This is a genomic window from Nocardioides sp. P4_G10, from assembly GCF_056401175.1.
This window is the reverse complement of sequence record NZ_JBFUJV010000012.1, coordinates 14,532-37,866: the sequence shown is the minus strand read 5'-3', so window position 1 is coordinate 37,866 and position 23,335 is coordinate 14,532. Positions and strand designations below refer to the sequence as shown.

22 protein-coding genes are annotated in these 23,335 nt (G+C 72.8%); 13 read left to right on the top strand and 9 right to left on the bottom strand.

The window, feature by feature from the left end:
- Positions 1-945, bottom strand: coding sequence for a Ppx/GppA family phosphatase (locus AC1DP1_RS13600; protein WP_477507290.1), 945 nt, complete (start codon positions 943-945; stop codon positions 1-3).
- Between the two features lie 45 nt (positions 946-990).
- Between AC1DP1_RS13600 and AC1DP1_RS13595 the strand changes: the two genes are divergently transcribed.
- The 10 genes from AC1DP1_RS13595 (at position 991) to AC1DP1_RS13550 (ending at position 10,277) form a co-directional block, all read left to right on the top strand.
- Entirely contained in the window at positions 991-1,773 is a 783-nt protein-coding gene (locus AC1DP1_RS13595) for a DUF3109 family protein (RefSeq protein WP_477507289.1), read from the top strand.
- Between the two features lie 67 nt (positions 1,774-1,840).
- A complete protein-coding gene (locus tag AC1DP1_RS13590; RefSeq protein ID WP_477507288.1) occupies positions 1,841-3,037 on the top strand; it encodes an inositol-3-phosphate synthase in 1,197 nt (398 codons plus the stop codon).
- Positions 3,034-3,897 (top strand): SCO3242 family prenyltransferase, encoded by an 864-nt coding sequence (locus AC1DP1_RS13585; protein ID WP_477507287.1) that lies wholly within the window; start codon positions 3,034-3,036, stop codon positions 3,895-3,897. The genes AC1DP1_RS13590 and AC1DP1_RS13585 overlap by 4 nt, the downstream gene beginning before the upstream one ends.
- Positions 3,894-4,781, top strand: coding sequence for a sugar phosphate isomerase/epimerase family protein (locus AC1DP1_RS13580; protein WP_477507286.1), 888 nt, complete (start codon positions 3,894-3,896; stop codon positions 4,779-4,781). Before AC1DP1_RS13585 ends, AC1DP1_RS13580 begins: the two co-directional genes overlap by 4 nt.
- A complete protein-coding gene (locus AC1DP1_RS13575; RefSeq protein ID WP_477507285.1) occupies positions 4,778-5,431 on the top strand; it encodes an EboA domain-containing protein in 654 nt (217 codons plus the stop codon). Before AC1DP1_RS13580 ends, AC1DP1_RS13575 begins: the two co-directional genes overlap by 4 nt.
- Positions 5,431-6,309: a TatD family hydrolase gene (locus AC1DP1_RS13570; RefSeq protein WP_477507284.1), complete on the top strand. Its 879-nt coding sequence runs from the start codon at positions 5,431-5,433 to the stop codon at positions 6,307-6,309. Before AC1DP1_RS13575 ends, AC1DP1_RS13570 begins: the two co-directional genes overlap by 1 nt.
- 2 nt (positions 6,310-6,311) lie before the next feature.
- Positions 6,312-7,481, top strand: coding sequence for a metabolite traffic protein EboE (eboE, locus tag AC1DP1_RS13565; protein WP_477507283.1), 1,170 nt, complete (start codon positions 6,312-6,314; stop codon positions 7,479-7,481).
- Between the two features lie 47 nt (positions 7,482-7,528).
- Positions 7,529-8,899, top strand: a complete 1,371-nt coding sequence (locus AC1DP1_RS13560) for an alkaline phosphatase family protein (RefSeq protein WP_477507282.1) — start codon at positions 7,529-7,531, stop codon at positions 8,897-8,899.
- Positions 8,900-8,958: 59 nt separating this feature from the next.
- Positions 8,959-9,597: a VOC family protein gene (locus tag AC1DP1_RS13555; protein WP_457192371.1), complete on the top strand. Its 639-nt coding sequence runs from the start codon at positions 8,959-8,961 to the stop codon at positions 9,595-9,597.
- Between the two features lie 92 nt (positions 9,598-9,689).
- Positions 9,690-10,277, top strand: coding sequence for a class I SAM-dependent methyltransferase (locus AC1DP1_RS13550; RefSeq protein WP_477507281.1), 588 nt, complete (start codon positions 9,690-9,692; stop codon positions 10,275-10,277).
- 7 nt (positions 10,278-10,284) lie between these two features.
- Here the strand turns inward: AC1DP1_RS13550 and AC1DP1_RS13545 are convergent, their stop codons facing one another.
- A complete protein-coding gene (locus AC1DP1_RS13545; RefSeq protein ID WP_457192374.1) occupies positions 10,285-11,328 on the bottom strand; it encodes a LacI family DNA-binding transcriptional regulator in 1,044 nt (347 codons plus the stop codon).
- Positions 11,329-11,472: 144 nt separating this feature from the next.
- On the opposite strand from AC1DP1_RS13545, the gene radA reads away from it, so the two are divergent.
- Complete coding sequence (gene radA / locus AC1DP1_RS13540) at positions 11,473-12,870, top strand: DNA repair protein RadA (RefSeq protein ID WP_457192376.1); 1,398 nt, start codon at positions 11,473-11,475, stop codon at positions 12,868-12,870.
- A gap of 130 nt (positions 12,871-13,000) precedes the next feature.
- Complete coding sequence (gene disA / locus AC1DP1_RS13535) at positions 13,001-14,083, top strand: DNA integrity scanning diadenylate cyclase DisA (RefSeq protein WP_300049281.1); 1,083 nt, start codon at positions 13,001-13,003, stop codon at positions 14,081-14,083.
- 348 nt (positions 14,084-14,431) lie between these two features.
- On the opposite strand, the gene AC1DP1_RS13530 is transcribed toward disA, so the two are convergent.
- On the bottom strand, positions 14,432-14,812 hold the full coding sequence (locus tag AC1DP1_RS13530) for a hypothetical protein (protein WP_477507280.1): 381 nt from the start codon (positions 14,810-14,812) through the stop codon (positions 14,432-14,434).
- Between the two features lie 86 nt (positions 14,813-14,898).
- Positions 14,899-15,699, bottom strand: a complete 801-nt coding sequence (locus AC1DP1_RS13525; protein WP_477507279.1) for a hypothetical protein — start codon at positions 15,697-15,699, stop codon at positions 14,899-14,901.
- Positions 15,700-15,766: 67 nt separating this feature from the next.
- Between AC1DP1_RS13525 and AC1DP1_RS13520 the strand changes: the two genes are divergently transcribed.
- Positions 15,767-16,648 carry an HhH-GPD family protein gene (locus AC1DP1_RS13520; protein ID WP_477507278.1) on the top strand — a complete coding sequence of 294 codons (882 nt, stop codon included), beginning with the start codon at positions 15,767-15,769 and terminating at the stop codon, positions 16,646-16,648.
- Between the two features lie 21 nt (positions 16,649-16,669).
- Here the strand turns inward: AC1DP1_RS13520 and AC1DP1_RS13515 are convergent, their stop codons facing one another.
- The 5 genes from AC1DP1_RS13515 to AC1DP1_RS13495 form a co-directional block, all read right to left on the bottom strand.
- Positions 16,670-19,246 (bottom strand): ATP-dependent Clp protease ATP-binding subunit, encoded by a 2,577-nt coding sequence (locus AC1DP1_RS13515; protein ID WP_457188543.1) that lies wholly within the window; start codon positions 19,244-19,246, stop codon positions 16,670-16,672.
- Between the two features lie 161 nt (positions 19,247-19,407).
- Entirely contained in the window at positions 19,408-19,737 is a 330-nt protein-coding gene (locus AC1DP1_RS13510; RefSeq protein WP_300049271.1) for a histone-like nucleoid-structuring protein Lsr2, read from the bottom strand.
- A 107-nt stretch (positions 19,738-19,844) separates the two neighbouring features.
- Positions 19,845-20,615: a type III pantothenate kinase gene (locus tag AC1DP1_RS13505; RefSeq protein WP_457188539.1), complete on the bottom strand. Its 771-nt coding sequence runs from the start codon at positions 20,613-20,615 to the stop codon at positions 19,845-19,847.
- Between the two features lie 147 nt (positions 20,616-20,762).
- A complete protein-coding gene (nadC, locus tag AC1DP1_RS13500) occupies positions 20,763-21,665 on the bottom strand; it encodes a carboxylating nicotinate-nucleotide diphosphorylase (protein ID WP_477507277.1) in 903 nt (300 codons plus the stop codon).
- Positions 21,662-23,335, bottom strand: coding sequence for an L-aspartate oxidase (locus AC1DP1_RS13495; RefSeq protein WP_477507276.1), 1,674 nt, complete (start codon positions 23,333-23,335; stop codon positions 21,662-21,664). Before AC1DP1_RS13495 ends, nadC begins: the two co-directional genes overlap by 4 nt.

The window sequence follows — 23,335 nt, the reverse complement described above, 5'->3', positions numbered from 1 at the left end:
TCAGCGCACCCTGGTGATGACCGAGATCTGGTCGAGCCGCTCGAGGATCACGCCCTCGCGCAGTGCCCACGGACAGATCTCGAGCTCGGGCAGGTCGAAGATGTCCATGCAGGCCTCGGCGACGAGGGCACCCGCGACGATCTGGTGGGTGCGACTCGGCGAGACGCCGGGCAGGTCGGCGAGGTCGTCGGCGGACATGTCCATCAGCTTGGGGATCCAGCCCGAGAGCGTCTCGAGCTCGAGCGCGCGCGGCACCAGCGGGCCGTCGCCGCTCGGTGCGGCACCACAGATGCGCGCCAGGGAGCGGAAGGTCTTCGAGGTCGCGGCCGCCCGGTCGGGCACCCCGCCGCGCAGCAGGTGGCCGGCGTCACGGGCGATCTCCGCGCGCACCTGCTTGCGCAGCGCGCGTACGTCGTCGTCGGAGGGCCGGCCGCCGCCGAACCAGGTCCGCGCCATCCGCGCGGCGCCCAACGGGAGCGACCAGGCGACGTCGGGGGCCTCGTCGGCGCCGCCGGCGATCTCGAGCGAGCCGCCGCCGATGTCGAAGACCGCGAGCCTTCCGGCCGACCAGCCGAACCAGCGGCGGACGGCCAGGAACGTCAGGCGCGCCTCGTCCTCCCCCGACAGCACCTCGAGCGCCACGCCGCTGTGCTTCTCGACGTGGGCGAGCACCTCGTCGGAGTTGACCGAGTCGCGCACGGCCGAGGTGGCGAAGCCGAGCATCTCCTCGCAGCCCTTGTCCTCGGCGATCTGGGTCGCGGAGGCACAGAAGTCCGTGAGGGCCTTGATGCCCTTCTTGGTGACCGCGCCGTCCTCGTCGAGGTGCTCGGCCAGGCGCAGCGGCTGCTTGTGCGAGGAGGCCGGGAGGGGGGCCGCGCCACCGTGTGCGTCGACCACCAGCAGGTGGCCGGTGTTGGATCCGATGTCGAGGACGCCCAGGCGCATGCCTGCCACGCTACTAGGCCGGGGTGGCGCCACTAGGCTCTGTGCGTGCCCGAAGTCGACCTGGTCTTCCCCCGTGCGTTCGTCGAGTTCGCCGACCCCGCTGACGACGCCCAGGTGTTCCGCTGCGACCTGACGTGGTTGACCTCGGCCTACACGTGCATCTTCGGCCAGGGGTGCCAGGGCATCTACGCCGACGCCCCCGACGTCGGCTGCTGCACCCTCGGCGCCCACTTCGCCGACCGGGACGACGAGAAGCGGGTCGCCGCGTTCGTCGGCGAGCTCACCCCCGACGATTGGCAGCTCCACCCGGGTCGGTCGGTGCGCAAGGCGGACTGGATCGAGACCGACGACGACGGCGAGCGCAAGACGCGGGTCGTCGAGGTCGACGGACAGCAGGCGTGCGTCTTCCACAACCGCACCGACTTCACCAACGACACCGGGCACGTCGGAGCCGGCTGCGCCCTTCACGGCCTCGCGCTGCGCCAGGGGCGCAACCCGCTCGAGACCAAGCCCGACGTGTGCTGGCAGCTGCCCATCCGCCGCCAGTTCCGCGAGGTGGAGCGGCAGGACGGCACGTCCTACACCGAGGTCTCGATCGGCGAGTACGACCGCCGCGGCTGGGGCCCGGGCGGCCACGACCTCGACTGGTACTGCTCCGGCAACACCGAGGCGCACGTCGCGCCCGAGCCGGTCTACCTCACCCACGAGCCCGAGCTCGTCGAGCTGATGGGCGCCGAGGCGTACGCCGAGCTGGTGCGGCACTGCGAGGCCCACGTGGTTTCGCGATCCGCGCTCGCACTGCACCCCGCGTCACCGCGTCACTTTTGAGCGACGGCCGGACAAAAGTGCTGGACCCGGCGTTGAAAGTGGTTGTGACGTGCATTACCTTCGACAGGTGGCACCCTCCCCCAACCCCCGGACCGAGGATCACGGCCCCGGCGGCACCCTCGGCATCTGGTTCATCGGCGCTCGCGGCTCGCTCGCGACCACCGCGACCATCGGCCTGAGCGCCCTCGCCGCCCACCTGACCGACGAGACCGGCTGCGTCTGCGCCCACCCCGACCTCGACTCGCGCGGCTTGCCGGCGTACGCCGACATCGTCGTGGGCGGCCACGACGTCGACACCCTCCCGCTCGTCAAGCAGGCCGAGCGCCTCGTGGCGGGCGGCGTGGTGCCGGGGATCCTCGCGCACCAGGTCGCCGCCGAGCTCGAGGCGACCGAGGCCCGGCTGCGCCCGGGTGTGCGCCACAGCGACTCCACCGACCAGCGCGCCGACGTGGACCGGCTCGCCGACGACATCCGCGAGTTCGCCGCCGGCGTCGACCGGGTCGTCGTCGTCGACGTGTCGAGCACCGAGCCGCCGCACGACGCCGGCACCGACGCCGCCACCTGGGCCGACCTCGAGGCCGCCTGGTCGGCCGGCCGCGCGCCCCTCTCGCCGAGCTCGGTCTACGCCTGTGCCGCCGTGCTGGCCGGAGCGGCCTATGTCGCCTTCACGCCGAGCCCCGGGATCGACGTCCCCGCCCTGGTCGAGCTCGCCGCCGATCGAGGCCTCCCCTACGCCGGCAGCGACGGCAAGACGGGCGAGACCCTGGTGAAGTCGGCGCTGGCGCCGATGTTCTCCACCCGGTCGCTGGCCGTGCGGTCGTGGACCTCGATCAACCTGCTCGGCGGCGGCGACGGGTCCACCCTGTCCGACCCCGCCGCCCGAGAGAGCAAGACGAGCACCAAGCGCACCGGCCTGGAGTCGATGCTCGGCCACCCGGTGCCCGGCCCGATGCACATCGACTACGTCGAGGACCTCGGTGACTGGAAGACCGCCTGGGACCACGTCCGCTTCGACGGCTTCCTCGGCACCCGGATGACGATGCAGTTCACCTGGGAGGGCTGCGACTCGGCCCTCGCAGCGCCGCTGGTCCTCGACCTCGCGCGCCTCACCTCGCGGGCGGTGGCGGTCGGCGAGACCGGCCCCCTGGCCGCCCTCGGCTTCTTCTTCAAGCAGCCGATCGGCTCGCAGGAGCACCGACTCGCGCAGCAGTGGGACGCCCTGCTCGCCTGGTCGACGGACTGCGCCGACCGGGTGACGACGTGAGGGTCGCCGACCTCGTCGAGCTGACCCGGGCACCCGCCGCGTTCTCCATCCCCGGCGACGCGTGGTCCGGCGCCGCGCACGCGGCGACCGCCGGGCGCGGCTGGGCGATGCCGATCGCCTCCACCTGTCTCTACTGGTCCGGGATGGCCTTCAACGACTGGTGCGACCGCCACGTCGACGCCGAGGAGCGCCCCGAGCGCCCGATCCCCTCGGGCCGGGTCAGCCCCGACGCAGCCCTCGCCGTCGCGGCCGGGCTCGGCGCGGCCGGTCTCGGCGTCGCCGCCCTCGTCGGCGGTCGCTCGGCCGTCGCGGTCGCGGCCCCGCTCGCCCTCATGGTGGTGGCCTACGACGCCGTCGCTAAGGACGCGGCCGTCGGGCCCCTCGCGATGGCCTCGACGCGGGGGCTCGACGTCCTCCTCGGCGCCCACGCCTCCCCCGCCAGCGCGTGGCAGCCCGCCCTCGCGATGACCGCGCACACTGCGGGCCTCACCTGGCTCAGCCGTGGAGAGGTGCACGGCACCCGCCCCGAGGTAGCCGGAGCGGTGACCGCAGGCACCCTCGCGGTGGCCGCCGCCACGGCCCACGCGGCGTTCCACGACCCGCACTCCGGTCGCCTCGCCCGCACGGCCGGCGTCGGCCTGTCGGCGGCGTACGCCGTCGTGGTCGGGCGCGCCCAGGCCCGCGCGGCGCAGCAGCCCACGGCCGAGGCGGCCCGCGCCGCCACCCGCACCGGGATCGGCGGGTTCTCGCTCCTCCAGGGCGCCTGGCTCGCCCGCCGCGGCCGGCTGGGCGCTGCCGCCACCGTCGTGGGCGCCGGCCCGGCCTACCGCGCCCTGTCGCGCCGCTGGAGCCCGACGTGAGCGCCCCGGCACCGGGCGGCCTCCGCCTCGGCTACGGCAGCAACGGCTTCTCCGGCCACCGCTTCCCCGACGCCTGCGCGGTGATCGCCGGGCTCGGCTACGACGGCGTCGCCCTCACCCTCGACCAGCCCCACCTCGACCCCTTCGCCGACGACGCGGCCGCCCAGACCGCGCGCGCCGCGAAGTCGCTCGCCGACCACGGGCTGGCCGTCGTCATCGAAACGGGCTCGCGCTACGTCCTCGACCCGTGGCACAAGCACGAGCCCACCCTGGTCAGCGACGGCGACCGCGGCCCGCGGGTCGAGCTCCTGACCCGTGCCGTGCGCATCGCCGCCGAGCTGGGGGCCGACGCGATGTCGTGCTGGTCGGGCGTCCTGCCCGAGGGCGCCAGCGCCGAGGACGGCTGGCGCCGGCTCACCGACGGCCTCGGCCCGGTGCTCGACCTCGCGCACGAGCTCGACGTCACCGTCTGCTTCGAGCCCGAGCCCGGCATGCACGTCGACACGGTCGACGAGGCGCTCGAGCTGCGCCGCCGGCTCGGCGAGCCGGACCACCTCCGGCTGACCCTCGACCTGGGCCACCTCGTCTGCAACGAGCCGCGCAGCCCCGAGGCATCCATCGCCGTCGCCGGTCCGCTCATCGGCAACGTGCAGGTCGACGACATGGTGCGCGACGTCCACGAGCACCTCGAGCTCGGCACTGGCACCCTCGACCTCGACGCGGTCCTCGGCGCCCTCCTGGCCACCGGCTTCACCGGCCTCGCCAGCATCGAGCTGCCCCGCCACTCCCACGCGGCGCCCACGGTCGCCGCGCGACAGATCGCCGCCCTGCGCGCCTCCCTGGCCCGCCTCGCCGACTCCGACAGGGAAGGACCCACGCCGTGACCGAGATCCGTCCGCTGGCCGCCGACGACACCATCCGACAGGCGCTCGACGAGCACGCGCAGGCGCAGCTCGACGCGCTGACCGCCGAGGTGGCCGAGGACCCCTCGCGGCTGGGCCGGGCGTTCCCCGCGGCCGCCCGAAAGACCGGCCGCGGCCCGCTCGCCGGAGCCGACGACGTCCTGCTCGAGGACGCCGTACGCGTCTCCCTCGTGCAGACCGCCGCGCGCTCCCTCGACCCCGCGGCGCTCCTGGCCGAGCTGCGCGAGGTCTACCGCTACGGCGACAACGACGAGAAGCGCGCGGTCCTGCACGCCCTGTCCGGCGCACCCGACGACGTCGACGGCACCGACCTGCTGCTCGACGCCCTCCGCACCAACGACACCCGCCTCGTCGCCGCCGCGATGGGCCCGCACAGCGACCGGCTGGACGACGACTCGTGGCGCCAGGGCGTCCTCAAGTGCCTGTTCACCGGCGTGCCCGTCGCGTCGGCCACCGGGCTCGCGCGCCGCGCCGACCGCGAGCTGGCCGAGATGGTGCGGCGCTACCAGCGCGAGCGCGAGGCCGCCGGGCGCGACGTACCCCTCGACGTGCAGGTCGTCCTCGACTCCTGCGCCGCCTCCACCCGGCACGACCAGCAGAAGGACTCCTGATGCGCATCTTCGACCCGCACATCCACATGACCTCGCGCACCACCAACGACTACGAGGCGATGTACGCCTCCGGCGTCCGCGCGCTCGTCGAGCCGGCGTTCTGGCTGGGCCAGCCGCGCACCACCGTCGGGTCGTTCACCGACTACTTCGACGCCCTCGTCGGGTGGGAGCGGTTCCGCGCCTCGCAGTTCGGCATCGCCCACCACTGCACGATCGCGCTCAACCCCAAGGAGGCCAACGACCCGCGGTGCGCCGAGGTGCTCGACGTGCTCCCGCGCTACCTCGCCAAGGATGGCGTGGTCGCCGTGGGCGAGGTCGGCTTCGACTCGATGACCGTCGAGGAGGAGAAGGCGTTCGCGCGGCAGCTGGAGCTCGCCGTGGAGTTCGAGCTGCCGGCGATGGTCCACACGCCCCACCGCGACAAGGAGCAGGGCACCCGCCGCACCCTCGAGCTCGTCACCGAGTCGGGCCTCGCGCCCGGCATGGTCGTCGTCGACCACCTCAACGAGGTCACCGTCGACCAGGTCGACGAGGCCGGCTGCTGGATGGGCTTCTCGATCTACCCCGACACCAAGATGGACGAGCACCGGATGGTCGCGATCCTGCAGCGCCGCGGCCTCGACCGGGTGCTGGTCAACTCTGCCGCCGACTGGGGCCGCAGCGACCCGCTCAAGACCTCGAAGACCGGTGCGGCGATGCTCGAGGCCGGCTTCTCCGCCGACGACGTCGACCGCGTGCTGTGGCGCAACCCGATCGAGTTCTTCGGCCAGAGCGGCCGGCTGCTCGTCGACCCGGACCTCGCCGACGACGGCTCCGCCGGCGCCGACGCCTCCGCGACCTTCGAGGGCAACTCGATCCTGCGCGGCTCACGGGACTGACGATGAGGCTGCAGCACCCCGACGGAACCGTCGTCCACCTCGGCTACGGCACCAACGTCCTGCCGGCCGAGGACGTCGACGGGCTGATCGCCCAGGTGGGCACGTACGGCGACCGGCTGCGCCAGCACCTCGGCACCGACCGCGTCGGCCTCGGGATGTGGCTCCCGGCCGCCGCGGCGCGCCGCCTCGCCTCCGACCTCGACGCCGTGGCCCGACTGCGGGACGCGATCGACGAGCACGGCGTCGAGATCGTCACCCTCAACGCCTTCCCCTACGCCGCCTTCCAGGACGAGGTCGTCAAGAAGCGCGTCTACCACCCGACCTGGGCGGAGCGCTCCCGTCTCGACTACACCCTCGACGTGGCCCGCGTGCTGGCCGCGCTGATGCCGGAGGACGCCGTCCGGGGCAGCATCTCGACCCTGCCGCTGGCCTGGCGCGCGCCGTGGCTGGCCGACCGGCAGTCGAGTGCCGAGCTGCACCTCAAGGCCCTGGCCGAGGGGCTGGCCGAGGTCGAGGCCGAGACCGGGCGCACCGTCCGGGTCGCCTTCGAGCCCGAGCCGGGCTGCGTCATCGAGACCATCGCCGAGGCGGTCGAGCGGCTCGACGCGGCCGACCGCGAGCGGATCGGTGTGTGCCTGGACCTCTGCCACCTCGCCGTCGGCTTCGAGGACGCGACCGACGCGCTCGCCCGGCTCGACGCCGCCGGCCTCGACGTGGTCAAGGTGCAGCCGGCCGCGGCGCTCGTCGTCGACGACCCGGCCGACCCGGCCGCCCGCGCCGCGCTGACGTCGTACTCCGAGGACCGCTTCCTGCACCAGGTGCGCCAGCGCGTCGGCCAGCGGCTCGCGTCGCGCGACGACCTCCCCGACGCCCTCGACGGACGCCGACCCCTCGACGACAGGTCGCCGTGGCGGGTGCACTTCCACGTGCCCGTCCACGCCGACCCGGCCCCGCCGCTGCGCAACAGCCGCGACGACCTCCGCGCCTCGCTGGCGGCCCTCCTCGGCGGCGACACCGCCCGCACCGACCACCTCGAGGTCGAGACCTACACCTGGTCCGTCCTCCCCGACGGCGCCCCCGCAGACGACGACGCCCTCGCCGCCGGGCTCGCCGCCGAGCTGGCGTGGGTCCGCGACGAGCTCGTCGGGCTCGGCCTCACCTCGCTCGACTGACCTCCCCCTCCTCCCTTTCTCCGCCCCCACCCAGACAGGACGCCACCGTGGCCCACCCCAAGCTGCTCGTCGTCGACCTCGTCGGCCTGACCCCCGACCTGCTCCGGCACATGCCCCGGCTGCGCCGCCTCGCCGATGCGGGCTCGCAGGCCACCCTGGAGCCGATCCTCCCGGCCGTCACCTGCTCCGTGCAGTCGACGTTCCTCACCGGCCTGCCGCCGTCGGGACACGGCGCCGTCGGCAACGGGTGGTACTTCCGCGAGCTGGGCGAGGTCTTCCTCTGGCGCCAGCACAACAAGCTCGTCGACGGCGAGAAGGTGTGGGAGACGATCCGCCGCGAGCGACCCGACTACACCGTCGCCAACGTCTGCTGGTGGTACGCCATGGGCATGACGACCGACTACACGGTCACGCCGCGGCCGATCTACTACGCCGACGGCAAGAAGGCGCCCGACTGCTACACCCGCCCGCCCGAGCTCCACGACGAGCTCGTCGGCGCGCTCGGCGAGTTCCCGCTGTTCACCTACTGGGGCCCGACCGCCGCGATCGCCTCCAGCGAGTGGATCATCGCCGCCACCCGCCGGCTGATGCCCCGCAGCGACCTCACCCTCTGCTACGTCCCGCACCTCGACTACGACCTCCAGCGCTTCGGCCCCGACTCCGACGAGGCCGTGCGGGCCGCCCAGGAGATCGACGGCGCGCTGGCGCCGCTCCTCGACGACGCCGAGCGCACCGGCGTCACCACGCTGGTGCTCTCGGAGTACGGCATCACCGACGCCGACCAGCCCGTCGACATCAACCGGATGCTGCGCCGCAGCGGGCTGCTCGAGGTCTACACCCAGGACGGCATGGAGTACCTCGACCCGTGGACCTCCCGGGCCTTCGCGGTCGCCGACCACCAGGTCGCGCACGTCTACGTCGACGACCCCGCCGACCTCGAGACGGTCCGCGGGCTGTGCGCCGAGCTCCCCGGCGTCGACCAGGTGCTCGACCGCGGCGCGCAGGCGGCGTACGGCCTCGACCACGAGCGCTCCGGCGACCTGGTGCTCGTCGCCGACGAGACCGCCTGGTTCACCTACTACTACTGGCTCGACGACGCCCGAGCGCCCGACTTCGCCCGGGGCGTCGAGATCCACCGCAAGCCGGGCTACGACCCCGCCGAGCTGTTCTTCGACCCCGAGGACAAGGCGGTCAAGCTCAAGGCCGGCCTCACCCTCGCCCGGAAGATGGCCGGGCTGCGGTACGCCATGAAGGTCGTGCCGCTCGACCCGTCGCCGGTGCGCGGCACCCACGGACGGCTGCCGAAGGACCCCACTCTCGGCCCCATGCTCGTGTGCAGCACCCCCGGCGCGGTCGCCGGGTCGGTGGCCGCGACCGACGTGCGCGACCTGATGCTGAGGCTCGCCGGCACGTCTTGACATCAAGAAACTCCGACCCCGGTGTCAAGGCCGGCATGCGCGCGGACCAGAATCTGGTCATGCGCCTGGACCACGTCAGCTTCGCCGCCGGACCTGATGGACTTGCCAGCACCGCCCAGCGCATCGGGGGGCTGCTCGGCACCGACTTCGTCGACGGGGGGATCCATCCCCGTTTCGGCACCCGCAACATGACCCTGCCGCTGGCCGGCGACATCTACATGGAGATCGTCGAGGTCCTCGACCACCCCGCCAGCGACAAGGCCCCCTTCGGCCAGGCCGTCCGCGCCCGCTCCGCCCTCGGCGGCGGCTGGCTCGGCTGGGTCGTCTCCGTGGCCGACATCTCCCAGATCGAGTCCCGGCTCGGTCGCGAGGCGGTCAAGGGCAACCGTCGTCGCCCCGACGGCACCGAGCTCCTCTGGCAGCAGATCGGCGTCAACGGCCTGCTCTCCGACCCCCAGCTGCCGTTCTTCATCCAGTGGCAGTCGTCCTCGGACCTCCACCCCAGCAACGGCGCGACCGGCGCGTACTCCCTCGACTGCCTCGAGATCGCTGGCGACCCCCAGCGGGTCAGCGAGTGGCTCGGCGAGACCGTCGAGGCTCCCCTCGAGGACGTGAAGGTCGAGTGGGTCGCCCCCAACGGCACCCCCGGCATCGTCGCCGTCCAGCTCCAGACCCCCAACGGTCTGGTGCGGATCTGAAGCCGCGCCCCTCCCCCAACATCTGGAACACCCCCGAGCTGTACGAGCTCGAGAACCGCGCCGCCGACCCCCACGACCGGATCGCCACCGCGATGCGCGAGATCGGCGACTGGGCCGGGCGCGCGGTCCTCGACGTCGGCTGCGGCAGCGGCTTCCACCTCCCGCTGTGGGCCGGGTCCGCGGCGCAGGTGGTCGGCGTCGAGCCGCACCCGCCGCTCGTCGGGCTCGCCCGTCGTCGTACGCGCTCACTGGCCCACGTGCGCGTCCTCGAAGGCGGGGCCCAGGCAATCCCCCTGCCCGACGCGTCCGTCGACGTGGCGCACGCGCGCTGGGCCTACTTCTTCGGCCCCGGCTCGGAGCCCGGCCTGCGCGAGCTCGACCGGGTCGTACGCCGCGGGGGCACGGCGTTCGTGATCGACAACGACCCGACCCGGTCGACCTTCGGCGGCTGGTTCGGTCGCGGCTTCCCCGAGGTCGACCCCGAGGCCGTGGAGCGGTTCTGGTCGATGCACGGCTGGCAGCGCCGGCAGATCGACATGGGGTGGTCCTTCACCTCGCGCGAGGACCTCGAGTCGGTCGTCCGCATCGAGCTGCCACCGGAGGCGGCCGAGGAGGCGCTCGCCTCCCACACCGGCACCGAGGTCGACTACGCGGTCAACCTCTGGTGGCGCCACTTCTGAGCCGGCGTCAGCTCGACTCGCGGATCGCCAGCGTCGGCTCGAGGAGGACGCCGCGCGTCTCGACGGGCTGGTGGGACAGCAGCGCGCGCAGGGTGCGGATGATCTCGACCGCCACGTCCTCCAGCGGCTGGCGTACGGACGTGAGACCCACCGGGTAGACCTGGGCCACCTGGGAGTCGTCGAAGCCGACCACGCCGATGTCGCGGCCGGGCGCGAGCTGCCGGATCCAGAGCGTGTGGAGGACGCCCATCGCGAGGGTGTCGGACGCGCAGACGAACGCCGTCGGGGCGGACTCGTCCAGAAGTACGGCGGCCGCCTCGGCGCCGCTGTGGACGACGTCCTCGACACGTGAGGCCATGCCCGTGGTGGAGAGGCCGTTCTTGTGCATCGTGCGCACCCAGCCGGAGCGGCGGTCCTCGCCGATCGGGGAGTCCTTGCGCCAGCCGATCCACGCGATGCGGGTGTGGCCGCGGTCGATGAGGTGCTGGGTGGCGAGCGCGATGCCGGCGGCGCCGTCGACGTCGACCCACACGTGGCGGGCCTCGTCGTCGTCCCACGGCCGGCCGAAGGCGACGAACGGGGCGCGCTGCTGGCTCAGCCACGCGGCCTGCGGGTTGCCGAGGTAGGTGTCGGTGACGACGAAGGCATCCACTGCGGTCGAGCGCAGCAGGTTGTCGTAGCCGCCGACCGGGTCCTCGTCGTCGCCCGGGAAGAGCAGGACGTGGTAGCCCACCCCCTCGCTCGCCTCGACCAGCGAGTGCACGAACCGGTCCATCGCGGCGTTGGCGGTGCCCTCCTGGGCGGGGGCGAAGCGCAGGCCGATCAGGGACGACGTCCGGGTGCGGAGGTTGCGGGCGGCGCGGTTGGGCGAGTAGCCCAGCTCGGCGATCGTCTGGCGCACCCGCTCGAGGGTGTCGGGACGCAGCAGGTCGGGGTTGTTGACGGCGTTGGACACCGTCTGGCGCGACACCCCGGCCCGCTCCGCGACGTCGGCGAGGGTGGGCGGCGTCACCGGCAGCGTGCTCCCGGTCCGATGCTCGTTGCGCGCCATGGCTCCCCCTCCCGATCGCCCTAGATCGATCCAATCGAGGTGAGCATAAGCCCCGCCCTCGCTCGTGCACGCCCACCCGACGGGTGAGCACCGGCGCGCGCGGCGGGCACCGGGGTGTCGGTGGGCTCGCCTAGCGTGTGGTCCATGTCGACGAAGACCGCTCGGGTGCGCTCCTCCTACCGCTGCTCGGAGTGCGGGTGGGAGACCGCCAAGTGGGTCGGCCGCTGCGGCGAGTGCCAGGCCTGGGGGTCCGTCGCCGAGGCGGGCGCGCCGACCCTGCGCGCCGCCGCCGGTCCGGTCTCGACGCCGGCGGTGCCGATCGGGCAGGTCGCGACCACGGAGTCGGTCGCGCGCCCCAGCGGGGTGCCCGAGCTCGACCGCGTCCTCGGTGGCGGGCTCGTGCCGGGCGCCGCGATCCTGCTCGCCGGCGAGCCGGGCGTCGGCAAGAGCACGCTGCTGCTCGAGGTGGCCGCGCAGACCGCGAGCACCCGGCAGCGCACCCTCTACGTCACCGGCGAGGAGTCGGCCGCCCAGGTGCGGCTGCGCGCCGACCGCACCGGCGGCGTCCACGACGAGCTGTTCCTCGCCGCGGAGACCGACCTCGGGGCGGTGCTCACCCACATCGAGGACGTACGACCGACGCTGCTGGTCGTCGACTCGATCCAGACGATCGGAGCCTCGGGCATCGACGGCGTCCCCGGTGGCGTCACCCAGGTCAAGGAGGTCGCCGCCGCGCTGATCCGCGTCGCCAAGACCCGCAACATCACCACCATGATCGTCGGCCACGTCACCAAGGACGGGTCGATCGCCGGCCCGCGGGTGCTCGAGCACCTCGTCGACGTGGTCCTCCACTTCGAGGGCGACCGCAACTCACGCTTCCGCATGGTCCGTGCCATGAAGAACCGCTACGGCCCGGTCGACGAGGTGGGCTGCTTCGACCTCTCCTCCGAGGGCATCTCCGCCGTCACCGACCCGACCGGGCTCTTCGTCGAGCACCACACCCAGGACGTCTCCGGCACCTGCGTGGCCGTGACGATGGAGGGACGACGACCGCTGCTGGCCGAGGTGCAGGCGCTGCTGACGCCGTCCCCGCTCGAGCGACCCCGCCGCACCGTCTCGGGCGTGGAGTCGTCGCGGGTCGACATGGTGCTCGCCGTCCTCCAACGACACGCCCGGCTCCGGATCGCGGGCAGCGACACGTTCGTCGCGACGGTCGGCGGGGCCAAGCTGCACGATCCCGCAGCCGACCTGGCCATCGCGGTCGCCGTGGCCAGCTCCCACCTCGGCGTGCCGCCACCGCGCGGCGCCGTGGCCATCGGGGAGATCGGCCTCGCCGGCGAGCTGCGCCGGGTGCGCGACCTGCCGCAGCGCATCGCCGAGGCGTCGCGGCTCGGCTTCAAGGTGGCGGTCGTCCCCCGCGGACGGGCGTTGCCCAGCGAGCGCGGGATCCCCTCGCGGCGCGTGGTCGACGGCCTCCGCGTGGTGGAGGTGGACGACGTCCTGGGCGCGCTGCTCACCCTCGACCTGACACCACCCCTCTGACGAGCAGAGGTCGCCCGACCGCGGTCGGAGGCCCCTGAGCTGGAAACGATCGGGGGATCGGGCCCGACCACCCCTACACTTCACCCGATGGCGCACGGGGGCGCCCGAGGAGAGAGCACGTGGAGGACCGGTGGCAGAGCGCATCGACGAGCAGCTGAGGCTGCGCGCGACCCTGGCCTCGATCGCACCGGGCACGCCCCTGCGCGACGGGCTCGAACGCATCCTCCGTGGCCGCACCGGCGCCCTGATCGTCCTGGGGCTCGACCGGGTCGTCGAGTCCATCTCGACCGGCGGCTTCACCCTCGACGTCCCGTTCACCGCCACCGGCCTCCGTGAGCTGGCCAAGATGGACGGCGCGATCGTCATCGACAAGGACATCACCCGCATCCACCGGGCCGCGGTCCACCTGATGCCCGACCACACGATCCCCTCCGAGGAGACCGGCACCCGCCACCGCACCGCCGAACGCGTCGCCAAGCAGACGGGCCACCCTGTGATCTCGGTGTCGCAGTCGATGCAGATCATCGCGGCCTACGTCGGCGAGATCCGCCATGTCCTCGAGGACTCCGGCAAGATCCTGTCCCGCGCCAACCAGGCCCTCGCCACCCTCGAGCGCTACAAGCTGCGCCTCGACGAGGTCTCCGCGACCCTGTCCGCGCTCGAGATCGAGGACCTCGTCACGGTGCGCGACGTCGCCGTCGTCGCGCAGCGCCTCGAGATGGTCATCCGGATCGCCCGCGAGATCGAGGACTACGTCCTCGAGCTCGGCACCGACGGACGTCTCCTCTCCCTCCAGCTCGAGGAGCTCGTCACCGGCGTCGACGCCGAACGCGACCTCGTCGTGCGCGACTACCTCCCGGGCGGCCGTCGCCGTCAGGCCGACCCCTCCTCCCACGTCGCCGAGCTGGAGACGCTCTCCCCCACCGAGCTGGTCGACCCCGCCGCAGTGGCCCGGGCCATCGGCCTCAGCGGCGCCGAGCACCTCGATGCCGCCGTCGCTCCGCGCGGCTACCGGCTCCTCGCCAAGGTCCCCCGCCTCCCCCCTGCCGTGGTCGACCGCCTCGTCGACCACTTCGGTGGCCTCCAGCAGCTGCTCTCCGCCGGCATCGACGACCTCCAGGCCGTCGAGGGCGTCGGCGAGCTCCGCGCCCGCAGCGTCCGCGAGGGCCTCTCCCGCCTCGCCGAGTCGAGCATCACCGAGCGCTACATCTGAGACGGCCAGCTGCGAGCGACGTAGGAGCTCGCGGCGTGGGGCCGGCCAGATTGAGCAAGCACCGCGGCTGAGGCACGAAGCCGCGACGTGCGCGTCGAAATCTCCCCAGCCTCGGTTCGCCGCTCGGGCGGTGCCCCAGCCACATTCCCCGGCTGCAGAACGTGGCTCCCGCACCGCCCACCAGCGCGTCGTACGACGACACGCCCGCCAGCGGTGCCCCAGCCACATCCCCCCGCTGCAGAACGTGGCTCCGCCACCGCCCACCAGCGCGCCGTACGACGACACGCCCCAGGGCCACAACCGCCGCACGTGTGCGACATGCCGCCCCAGGCCGGGCCTACGACGACCTCAGCCCGTCAGCACCCCGACGGCCGAGACGAGGTTGAGGGCCACGAAGGTGCCGCCCACGACAACGGCGACGAGGGCCGGGGTCCGGCCGTGGGGGTCGCCGAGCCGCGCCGCCTGACGGCCGAAGTGCACCGCCAGCACGGCGGGCAGCACGAACACGAGGAGCGCCGGACCGCCGGCCGCGAGGAGCACCCACCACTCGGCCGGCTCGGAGCCGCCCGGCGGGTGCCCGAGCGCGGCCGCGATGCCTTCGCCGACCAGGAACGCCAGGGCGAAGGACGGCACCAGTCCGAGCACCGACCACCACGCGCGTCGCACGCACACCGCTGAGTTGGGTGCCCGGTGCGCGCCTGCGGCGCCCCGCTCCCCGAGGGTCCTCATGACACACCTCCTGCGCGAGCCCCCAGCATCGCGCGCGGCGCGCCGCGGTCACAGGGCCGAAGGACCCCGATCTGCCGCGCAGGCAGTCAGCCCGCGGAGTTGCCCGCGCCGTCCTCGCCGGGTGTGTGCGAGGTGTCGCCGTTCTTGTCCTTGTTCTTGCCGCCCTGCGGCTGCGGGTCGGCGGTGGTGGTGACCACCGCGGGCACGCCACCGGTGAGCTCGAACTGGACGTCGGTGCCGTCGCCGCCGAGGGCAGCCGCCTCGACGTGGTAGAACCCGGGCATCGCCCAGTCGGTCCACTTCGTGCAGCCCTCGTCCGAGCGCTTGGCCGACCAGGTGACGACGACCGGAGCGTCGACGGCCTGGCGGATCACCACGTCCTGGGGCGGGATCGACGCCGGGCACTCGCGGCTGCTCCAGATGTAGTCGCTGCCGGAGGTGATGCTGACGGTCATCGTCTCCGGCGACGCCTGCCAGGTGCAGGCCTCGGTGACGACGGTGCGGAGGTTGATCGTGATCGGGACGTCCGCGCCACCGGCGGCGGACGTCAGGGCAGGCGTGGCGACGATGTCGGACTCGGTGCACGGCCCGGTCGGCTCGGCCAGGACCGGCTCCGGCGGCGCGGTCTCCACGGCGCGGTTCTTGCCCTTCTTGCCCTTCTTGCCGGCGCCGGGCGCCTCGGCGGTCGGGCCCGCGGTGGGTGCGGCGGTCGTGGTCGTGCTCGCACCTGCCTGGGTGGCCTTCGCCTCGTCCTTGCCGTCGGCCGAGCCGCCGAGGACGCGGGCGAGCACGACGACGAGCAGCACCGGGACGACGAACACGATGAGGCGTCGGGTCCAGTAGACCCGGGCCGGGAGCGGCCCACGAGGTCGTACGGTCGTCGGCATGCGCTCAGGTTAGGTAGCGGTCGGCCCGTCTCGGCGGAGGCGCACCGGCTGACCTACGATCGCCGCGATGGACGCCCCCACTCCCAGCGCGCTGCACGACGCCGTGCTCGACTGGTACGACGACCACGCGCGCGAGCTGCCCTGGCGCGGGGTGTCCGCCACCCCGTGGTCGGTGATGGTCAGCGAGTTCATGCTGCAGCAGACGCCGGTGGCGCGCGTGCTGCCGGTCCATTCCGTCTGGCTGGAGCGGTGGCCGACCCCGGCCGCCCTGGCCGGCGAGTCCACCGGCGAGGCCGTGCGGATGTGGGGCCGGCTGGGCTACCCGCGCCGCGCCCTCCGCCTCCACGCGGCGGCGACGGCCATCGTCGAGCGCCACGACGGCGAGGTGCCGGCGTCGTACGACGACCTGCTCGCGCTCCCCGGCATCGGCGACTACACCGCCGCGGCGATCGCCAGCTTCGCCTTCGGCCGGCGGCACGTCGTGCTCGACACCAACGTCCGCCGGGTCCTGACGCGCGCGGTCTCCGGGCGCGAGCTCCCCGCGCCGGCCGTCACCCGCACGGAACGCGACGTGGCGACCACGCTGCTGCCCGACGACCCCGCCACGGCCGCCACGTGGGCGGTGGCGACGATGGAGCTCGGGGCGCTCGTGTGCACCGCCCGCCAGCCGTCGTGCGACGCCTGCCCCATCGCGGCGCACTGCACGTGGCGCGGGGCCGGCTTCCCGGCGTACGACGGACCGCCCCGCCGCGGACAGGCCTGGGCGGGCACCGACCGGCAGTGCCGCGGCCGGATCCTGGCGCTCGCCCGGGAGGCCGACTCGGTCAGCGCCGGGCAGCTCGAGGTCGCCTGGACGGAGGACGAGCAGCGTGAGCGGTGCCTGGCCGGGCTCGTCGCCGACGGGCTCCTGACGCAGATCACCCCGGGGCGCTGGGCGCTCCCGGGGTGACCTGAGTGACGTCTCGGACCGTCAGCCCTCGGACTTCGGCACGTCGGTGGGACCCTCGGTGTCGTCCGGACCGACGACCGGGGTGCCCTCGGCGTCGACCGTCTCCAGCGGAGGCATGTCGGGCACCGTGGAGTTCTTCTGGCCCCGGAAGGTGAACTTCGCCTGGGGACCCTCTCCCTCGACGTCGACCAGCACGATCTGACCGGGGCCGACCTCACCGAAGAGCATCTTCTCGGCGAGCACGTCCTCGATCTCGCGCTGGATCGTGCGACGCAGCGGCCGCGCACCGAGCACCGGGTCGAAGCCGCGCTCGGCCAGCAGCGCCTTGGCGGACTGGGTGAGCTCGAGCGACATGTCGCGGTCCTTCATGCGGAGCTCGACGCCGGCGATCATGTTGTCGACCATCGCGACGATCTGCTCCTGCGACAGCGGCGGGAACACGACGATCTCGTCGACACGGTTGAGGAACTCGGGGCGGAAGTGCTGCTTGAGCTCCTCCGACACCTTGCTCTTCATCCGCTCGTAGGAGCCGGCAGCATCCGCGCCGACCGCGCCGAAGCCCAGGTTGACGCTCTTGGCGATGTCACGCGAACCCAGGTTGGTGGTCATGATGATGACGGTGTTCTTGAAGTCGACGACGCGACCCTGGGAATCCGTCAGACGGCCTTCCTCGAGGATCTGCAACAGGCTGTTGAAGATGTCGGGGTGGGCCTTTTCGACCTCGTCGAAGAGCACGACCGAGAACGGCTTGCGGCGCACCTTCTCGGTGAGCTGGCCGCCCTCTTCGTAACCGACGTAGCCGGGAGGCGAACCGAACAGTCGCGACACCGTGTGCTTCTCGGAGAACTCGCTCATGTCGAGCTGGATGAGCGCGTCCTCGTCACCGAAGAGGAACTCCGCGAGCGTCTTGGACAGCCACGTCTTTCCGACGCCCGAGGGGCCGGCGAAGATGAACGAGCCGCCGGGGCGCTTGGGGTCCTTGAGCCCGGCGCGCGTACGACGGATCGCGCGGGAGAGTGCCTTGACGGCCTCCTCCTGGCCGATGACCCGCTTGTGGAGCTCGTCCTCCATCTTGAGCAGACGGGTGGACTCCTCCTCGGAGAGCTTGACGATCGGGATGCCCGTGGCCACGGCCAGGACCTCGGCGATCAGCTCCTCGTCGACCTCGGCGATCTCGTCGAGGTCGCCCGCGCGCCACTGCTTCTCGCGCTCGGCGCGGCGGGCGGAGAGCTGCTTCTCCTCGTCGCGCAGTCGGGCCGCGGCCTCGAAGTCCTGCCCGTCGATCGCCGCTTCCTTGCGCTGACGCACGTCGCCGATCTTCTCGTCGTACTCGCGCAGGTCCGGCGGCGCGGTCATCCGGCGGATGCGCAGTCGCGAACCGGCCTCGTCGATGAGGTCGATGGCCTTGTCCGGCAGGAACCGGTCGGAGATGTAGCGGTCGGCCAGCGTCGCCGCCGAGACCAGGGCCTCGTCGGTGATGGTGACGCGGTGGTGCGCCTCGTAGCGGTCGCGGAGGCCCTTGAGCATCTCGATCGTGTGCGCGATCGAGGGCTCCTGCACCTGGATCGGCTGGAAGCGGCGCTCGAGCGCGGCGTCCTTCTCGAGGTACTTGCGGTACTCGTCCAGCGTGGTGGCACCGATGGTCTGCAGCTCACCGCGGGCCAGCATCGGCTTGAGGATGCTGGCGGCGTCGATCGCGCCCTCGGCCGCGCCGGCGCCGACGAGGGTGTGGATCTCGTCGATGAACAGCACGATGTCGCCGCGGGTGCGGATCTCCTTGAGCACCTTCTTGAGGCGCTCCTCGAAGTCACCGCGGTAGCGCGAGCCGGCGACGAGAGCGCCGAGGTCGAGCGTGTAGATCTGCTTGTCCTTCAGCGTCTCCGGCACGTTGCCCTTGACGATGTCCTGGGCGAGGCCGGCGACGATCGTCGTCTTGCCGACGCCGGGCTCACCGATGAGGACGGGGTTGTTCTTCGTGCGGCGCGACAGGATCTGCATCACGCGCTCGATCTCCTGCTCGCGCCCGATGACCGGGTCGAGCTTGCCCTCGCGCGCGGCCTGGGTGAGGTTCTGGCCGAACTGGTCGAGGACCAGCGAGCTCGACGGGGTCTCGCCGCCGGAGCCGGAGGTCTGGGAGCCGGCGGTCGCCGACTCCTTGCCCTGGAAGCCGCTGAGCAGCTGGATGACCTGCTGGCGCACCCGGTTGAGGTCGGCGCCGAGCTTCTGCAGGACCTGGGCCGCGACGCCCTCGCCCTCCCGGATCAGGCCGAGCAGGATGTGCTCGGTGCCGATGTAGGAGTGGCCGAGCTGGAGCGCCTCGCGGAGCGAGAGCTCGAGCACCTTCTTGGCGCGCGGCGTGAACGGGATGTGGCCGGACGGGGCCTGCTGGCCCTGCCCGATGATCTCCTCGACCTGGGCGCGCACGGCCTCCAGGGAGATGTCGAGGGACTCGAGGGCCTTGGCTGCGACGCCCTCGCCCTCGTGGATGAGGCCGAGCAGGATGTGCTCGGTCCCGATGTAGTTGTGGGAGAGCATGCGGGCCTCTTCCTGGGCCAGCACGACAACTCGCCGGGCTCGGTCGGTGAACCGCTCGAACATGTGCGCTCCTCTACGTCTGCGTGGTCCGCTGGCCCCCCGCCGGGACGGGAGCACGAACACTGGGCTCAACGCCCGACATCAGCCTACGTGTTCCCGGGGCACAGACGAGCCCGTCCGCTATCAGCGAACGGGCTCGTCGGCGTCGAGCGGGACGGCGTACGTCAGTGGGCGGCGTCGTAGGCCTGCTGGACGTCGGCGGAGATGCGGCCGCGCTCGGAGACCTCCATGCCCTGGGACTTGGCCCACTCGCGCACGTCCTTGGTGTTGGAGGACGAGGCGGAACCGCCGGACGAGCGGCGGGTGCGGCGGCCACCGCCGGTGACCTTGCGGGCGTGGCCGACGTAGCCGCTCAGCGCCTCGCGGAGGGAGGCGGCGTTGGCGTCGTTGAGGTCGATCTCGTAGGTGGTGCCGTCGAGGCCGAATGACACGGTCTCGGTGGCCTCGGTGCCGTCGAGGTCGTCGACGAGAACGATGTTGACCTTTTGTGCCATGTGTATTCCTTTGCTTTTCGCGCGCTCTGGTCCACACGCGTCGAATGCAGTGTGGCACCACTCGTTCATGCGCACAAAAGAAGTCAGGAATGCCCTGACGATTCAATTCAGGAATTGCGCTCGAATACGAGCCGGAGACCCTGCAGCGTGAGCCACGGAGAATGCTCGGTGAAACACGCGCAATCGTCGACGAGAAGCGTGGCCAAATGGCCCGTCGAAATGACGGTGACGTCGTCGACCGGAGCTCCGAGCTCGGCGATCATGCGCGCCACCAGCCCCTCCACCTGCGCCGCGACGCCGAAGACCATCCCGCTCTGGAGCGCCTCGACCGTGTTCTTGGCGATCACCGACCGCGGGCGCGCGAGCTCGATCTTGCGCAGCTGGGCACCGCGACGACCGAGTGCCTCGAGGGACGTCTCGATGCCGGGCGAGATCGCGCCGCCGACGTACTGCCCCTTCCCGTTGACGACGTCGAACGTCGTCGCGGTGCCGAAGTCGACGACGATCGCGGGACCGCCGTAGAGCTCTGCCGCGGCCAGCGAGTTCACGATCCGGTCGGTGCCGACCTCGCGCGGGTTGTCCATCAGCACCGGGATGCCGGTGCGCACGCCCGGCTCGACGACGATCGCCCTGACGTCGTGGAAGTGGCGCTCGAGCATCTCGCGCCACTCGTGCAGCACCGCCGGGACGGTGGCGCACACGGCGATGCCGTCGACGTCGCCGAGCCGCTCGTCGAGCAGTCCGCGGAGCAGGACCGACCACTCGTCGGCCGTGCGGCGCTCGTCGGTGTTGACCCGCCAGTGGGCGGTGACCTCCTCGCCGTCGAGGAGACCGATGAAGGTGTGGCTGTTGCCGATGTCAGCGGCGAGCAGGCTCATCCGGGGTCCCCGCGGCGTTGTTCGGAGGAGCGAAGCTTTGGGGTCCCCGCAGGCTTGTGGTGGAGGAGCGGAGCGGGGGAACCAGAAGACTGTGGGGTGAAGCGTTGCGGAGGAGAAGAACGTCGTGGGGTGTTCATTCCGCCGCCCTCATTCCACGAGATCCATGCCGATGTCGAACACGACCACCGAGTGGGTGAGCGCCCCGACCGAGACGAAGTCGACGCCCGTGGCGCCGATGCGCGCGGCCCGCTCGATCGTGATCCCGCCGCTGGCCTCGAGCGGCACCCGCCCGGCCGTACGTCGTACGGCGTCCGCCATCAGGTCGTCGCTCATGTTGTCGAGCAGGATCCGCTCCGGCGGCTCGGGCAGGGCAAGCAGGTCGTCGAGCTGGTCGAGCGTCGTCACCTCGACCTCGACGGGCAGCCCCGGGTGCCGGCCCCGGATGGCCTCGAGCGCGGGGAGCACTCCCCCGGCGGCGATGACGTGGTTGTCCTTGACCATCGCCATGTCCTGGAGGCTGGAGCGGTGGTTGACCCCGCCACCGCAGCGCACGGCGTACTTCTGCAGCGCGCGCAGGCCGGGCAGCGTCTTGCGGGTGTCGAGCACCCGCGTCGGGGATCCGTCCAGCGCGTCGACCCAGCGGGAGGTGGCCGTCGCGATGCCCGAGAGGTGGCACGCGAGGTTGAGGGCGGTGCGCTCGGCGACGAGCATCCGCTGGGTCAGCCCCTCGACCCGCATCACGACGTCGCCCTTCTCGACATGCGTCCCGTCGGCCAGGCGGTCGGTGAGGGTCGCGTCGGCGCCCACCATGAAGAAGGCGACCGCGGCGACTCCGAGACCGGCGACGACGCCCGGCTCGCGCGCGCCGAAGACGGCCTCCGCGCGGGCACCGGCCGGGATGGTCGACTCGCTGGTGGGGTCGTCGTGCGGTCGCTCGGGGAGGTCCTCCATGAGCGCACGCGACACGACGTCCCAGACGTGGTCGGGGTCGAGCCCCGCTGAGGTGAGATCGTCGATGACCTCGTCGGGCACGTCACGCAGGCTGGTCATGTCAGCACCTCGGCGGTCGACGGATCGGTGGAGGGGGCGTACGTCCACTCGACGGCCACGCCACCGTCGGCGTCGAGCCACGAGTCGACGTGGCCGGCCTTCGTGTCGTCGCGCTCGGGGTGGTCCTCGCGCCAGTGGGAGCCGCGGGTCTCGGTGCGCAGCGCCGCCGCCTCGGCGAGGGCGGTGCTGACGGTCAGCAGGTTGGTGGTCTCCCAGGCGTCGGGCCCGACCTCGGCCGCGCCGTGGTCGAGCGACCCGAGGAACGCCAGCGCCTCGGCGAGGCCGGCCGCGTTGCGCAGCACCCCGACGCGGGTCGTCATCGTCTCCTGCATCGACCGGCGGCGCTCACCCGAGACAAGGCCCTCGGGGCGCACGTCGGCGACGGGGTCGGCCCAGTCGCGGAGCTCGCCGGGCAGCACGTCCGCGATGCGGCGGGAGAACACCAGCCCCTCGAGCAGCGAGTTGGACGCCAGCCGGTTGGCGCCGTGGACGCCGGAGCAGGCGACCTCGCCGGTGGCGTAGAGGCCCGGGACCGTCGTACGCCCCCACAGGTCGGTCGCCACCCCGCCGGACTCGTAGTGCTGGGCGGGCGCGACCGGGACGAGCTCGGTCACCGGGTCGACGCCGTGCTCGCGGCAGACGCGCAGGATGGTCGGGAAGCGCCGTTCCCAGAACGCGGCGCCGAGGTGACGGGCGTCGAGCCACATGTGCGGGTGGCCGGTCTCGATCATCCGGCGGGTGATCGCCTTGGCGACCACGTCGCGGGGCGCGAGGTCGGCGAGCGGGTGCTCGCCCTGCATGAAGCGGTTGCCGTCGAAGTCGACGAGGAAGGCGCCCTCGCCGCGCACCGCCTCGGAGATCAGCGGCTGCTGGCCCTGGGAGTCGGGGCCGAGCCACATGACGGTGGGGTGGAACTGGACGAACTCGAGGTCGCGGAGCCGGGCGCCGGCCCGCATCGCGACGGCCATCCCGTCGCCGGTGGACACGCTGGGGTTGGTGGACTGGCTGAACACCTGGCCGAGGCCACCCGAGGCCAGCACGACCGCCCGGCAGAGCACGGCACCCACCCCGTCGCGCTGGCCCTCGCCGAGGACGTGCAGCGTCAGGCCGGCCACGCCCCCGTCGGCGGAGCGGAGCAGGTCGACGGCCAGCGCGTGCTGGACGACCTCGATCTCCGGCGCCCGCTCGACCGCGGCGATCAGCGCGCGCTGGATCTCCGCGCCCGTGGCGTCGCCGCCGGCGTGGGCGATGCGGTCACGGTGGTGGCCGCCCTCGCGCGTCAGCGACAGCTCACCGTCGGGGTGGAGGTCGAACTGCGTGCCGAGGGCGATCAGCTCGCGCACTGCCTCGGGGCCCTCTGTCACCAGGACGCGTACGGCCTCCACGCCGCAGGCACCGGCGCCCGCGACGAGCGTGTCGTGCTCGTGCTGCTCGGGGGTGTCACCCGGTCCGAGCGCGGCGGCGATCCCGCCCTGGGCCCACTGCGTCGACCCGGCGGCGAGGACGTCCTTGGTGACGACGAGCAGGCGCAGCGACGGGTTCGCGGCGTGGATACGCAGCGCGGCGGTGAGCCCGGCGATGCCGGAGCCCACCACGACGACGTCGGCGCGGGTGGTCCAGCCGGGCGCCGGGGCACGGAGACGGCCCGGGACCGGCCGGTGGGAGGTCAT